The organism is Marivita sp. (assembly GCF_022763305.1).
Lineage (GTDB): Bacteria > Pseudomonadota > Alphaproteobacteria > Rhodobacterales > Rhodobacteraceae > Marivita.
The window spans coordinates 1-3143 of sequence record NZ_JALEGT010000084.1 but is presented as its reverse complement, the minus strand read 5'-3'; the positions used below and the strand labels follow the sequence as shown (position 1 = coordinate 3143).

At 61.2% G+C, this 3143-nt stretch carries 3 protein-coding genes; all 3 read left to right on the top strand.

Features of this window, described 5'->3' with window-relative positions:
• Positions 1 to 48 precede the first annotated feature (48 nt).
• From MRY75_RS15720 to MRY75_RS15710, 3 genes are read left to right on the top strand one after another with little or no spacing between them, the layout of a single operon-like run.
• Entirely contained in the window at positions 49 to 678 is a 630-nt protein-coding gene (locus MRY75_RS15720) for a TetR/AcrR family transcriptional regulator (RefSeq protein ID WP_292308953.1), read from the top strand.
• Between the two features lie 4 nt (positions 679 to 682).
• Complete coding sequence (locus MRY75_RS15715; RefSeq protein WP_292308952.1) at positions 683 to 2281, top strand: carboxyl transferase domain-containing protein; 1599 nt, start codon at positions 683 to 685, stop codon at positions 2279 to 2281.
• Between the two features lie 9 nt (positions 2282 to 2290).
• Complete coding sequence (locus MRY75_RS15710) at positions 2291 to 3085, top strand: crotonase/enoyl-CoA hydratase family protein (protein WP_027238784.1); 795 nt, start codon at positions 2291 to 2293, stop codon at positions 3083 to 3085.
• The last annotated feature ends 58 nt before the right edge of the window (positions 3086 to 3143 follow it).

The following is a 3143-nucleotide window of genomic DNA, read 5'->3' as shown; positions in this document are numbered from 1 at the left end:
TATTAACCTAACAGGCGTTAGTTAGGCGTTGGGGCGATACGAAAGTCTATGGCACAAAACACGGCAATCAAAGTCAACGAGACATCGCGCAGCGCGGTTGGACGGGACGGGGTGCTGGACATTGCCGCGCGGCTTTTCCGCGAACAAGGCTACGGGTCCGTTTCGCTCCGAAAAATTGCCGAGGCCGCCGGGATCAAGGCGGGTAGCATATACTATCATTTCGGTTCCAAGGACGAGATCGTCGCGGCCGTTCTTGATGCAGGGATTCGGGTCGTTCACGCGAGTATGAGAGACGCCATCACCGACCTGCCAGCCGATACCGATGGCGAAACGATCCTGCGCTCTGCGATCCGGGCGCATTTGCGCGCGCTTCTTGATGTGAGCGATTATACATCGGCGAATGTGCGTATTTTCGGGCAGGTGCCGCAATCCGTCCGGGATGCCAACTTGCCCACGCGCAGGGCCTATGAGGCAGAGTGGGACAGTCTTCTGTCCCAGCTTAAGAAAGATGGCACGCTGAAGCAAGACGTCGATATCCGTCGCCTGCGCCTGATGCTGATCGGTACATTGAACGCCACGCTCGATTGGTTCGACCCGGACCGCGGTAGCGCCGATGCGTTGTCACGCACCTATGCCGATGTGTTCCTCAACGGGATACTCCAAAGACAGGATACCTGACTTCATGGCACGTCTTGAAACAGCGGTGCTGACCGCATCAGAGACCTACACCCGCAACCACGCCGCACAAAGCGAGCGCGTCGAAACGCTGCGCGCGCGGATCGCCGAAGCAACGGCTGGCGGCCGCCCCGACATGGTCGCGCGGCATCGCAAGCGCAGCAAGCTGTTGGTCCGCGAACGGATCGACCTGCTGGTGGATGCGGGCACTGCGTTTCTTGAGCTGTCGTCGCTTGCCGCCTACGGTCAATACGGGGGCGAGGTGCCCGGTGCGGGAATCGTGACCGGTATCGGGATCGTCCACGGGCTTCCCTGCGTTGTGATCGCCAACGATGCGACAGTGAAGGGTGGGTCTTTCTATCACGAAACCGTGCAGAAACACATCCGCGCCCAGGAAATCGCAGCCGAGAACCGGCTGCCCTGCCTCTATCTGGTGGATTGCGGCGGTGCCTATCTGCCAGAGCAGGACCGGGTTTTCCCCGATGCCCGCCATTTCGGCAATTCCTTTTATCGTCAAACCAACATGTCCGCGAGCGGCCTGCCGCAGATCGCGGCGGTCTTTGGAGGCTGCACGGCCGGTGGGGCCTATATCCCGGCCCTGTCGGACGAAGTCATCATGGTACGCGGCAACGCACGCATCCATCTGGGCGGCCCCTCGATCGTCAAGGTGGCGATCAACGAAGAGGTTGATGGAGAAACATTGGGGGGGGCCGAGATGCATTCGCGCGTCTCCGGTGTGTCTGACCATCTGGCCGAGGACGAGTATCATGCGCTTGCTCTGATGCGCGACATCGTATCCGAACTGGGCCTGTCGCGCCCGATGGGTCCCGATGCAACCTGCGCGCCGCCGGCGCGCAACCCAGAGGAACTGCTTGGCGTCATCAGCGCCGATCGCAAACAGCCCTATGACATGCGCGAGGTTCTACTGCGCATGATCGACGCCGGCGAATTCCGCGAATTCAAGCCCGGATGGGGTGAGACGCTGGTCTGCGGCACCGCGCGGATTCACGGCTATCGAGTGGGCATTCTCGCAAATAATGGGGCGCTTGTGTCCGACAGTTCGCTCAAGGGCGCGCAATTCGTGTCGATGTGCGATCAACGCAACATCCCGCTTTTGTTCCTCCACAACATCTCGGGCTTCATGGTCGGCACCGAAGCCGAGCGCGGCGGCATTGCCAAAGACAGTGCCAAGCTGGTCTATGCCATGTCGGTTGCCAAGGTGCCGCGCCTGTCGGTCCTCTTGGGCGGCTCATACGGGGCAGGCAACTACGGCATGTGCGGACGTGGTTTCGCCCCGAATTTTCTCTTTGCCTGGCCCACGGCGGAACTGGCCACCATGTCTGCCGACATCGCTACAAATGTGATGCTGGAACTGCGCCGCCAGAAAGGGGGCGACCCGGGCAAGATGGAGGCCGACATGAAGCTGATCGAGGAGCAGGTTCGGGCCCAGTATGGTGAACAGTCCGATCCCTATTATGCCACCTCGCGGCTTTGGGATGACGGGCTGATCGAACCCGCGCAAACCCGCGATATCCTTGGCCTGTGCCTGGCCATCGTGACATCGGTGCCCGAAGCCGGTCGCCATACGCCTGTATTCAGAATGTGAGGCTTCAAGTTGAACAATACCTACAACACGATCCTTGTCGAAACTGATGCGCGCGGCGTCGCCACGCTGACGCTCAACCGCCCCGACAAACACAATGCGCTGAATGGCGAATTGATCGCAGAGCTATACGATGCCGCCGAAAAGCTGGCTGCAGATGACGATGTGCGTATTGTGGTCCTGACCGGCGCGGGCAAGAGCTTCTGCGCGGGCGGCGATTTCAACTGGTTCTCGTCAAACATCGAAAAGTCCCGTGCCGAACGGGTAGACCAGAGCGCCACGCTGGCGCGGTTGTTGCGCCGTCTCGACACGCTGCCCAAACCCTTGATCGGGCGGATCAACGGCCCGGCCTACGGTGGCGGTGTCGGCATGATTTCCGTCTGCGACTACACCATCGGCGCCGAAGGCGCGCGCTTCGGTCTGACCGAGGTCAAGCTGGGCCTTCTGCCCGCGAATATATCGCCTTATGTGGTGGCCCGCATCGGCAAGGTGCATTCGCGTGAGACCATGCTGTCGGGGGCGTTGTTCGACACCGCCCGCGCCGAGCGGATCGGTCTGTTGACCGAAGTTGTCGCGTCGGGCGACTTGGACGCCACGGTGAACCGGGTGGTGCATGATCACCTTCAGGCCGCGCCGGGTGCCGTGGCCGATACCAAGGCGCTGATCGCCTATGTCGCGTCCCACGATCTGGAGACCAACATGATCTACACCGCCGACCGGCTGGCCGATGCGTGGGAGACGGAGGAAGGTATCGAAGGCATCAACAGCTTCATCAACAAGGGCGTTCCGTCATGGCGGGTGAAATGAGCTTCACCCGCGTTCTGATCGCCAACCGGGGCGAGATTGCCCGGCGCATCCAGCGCGG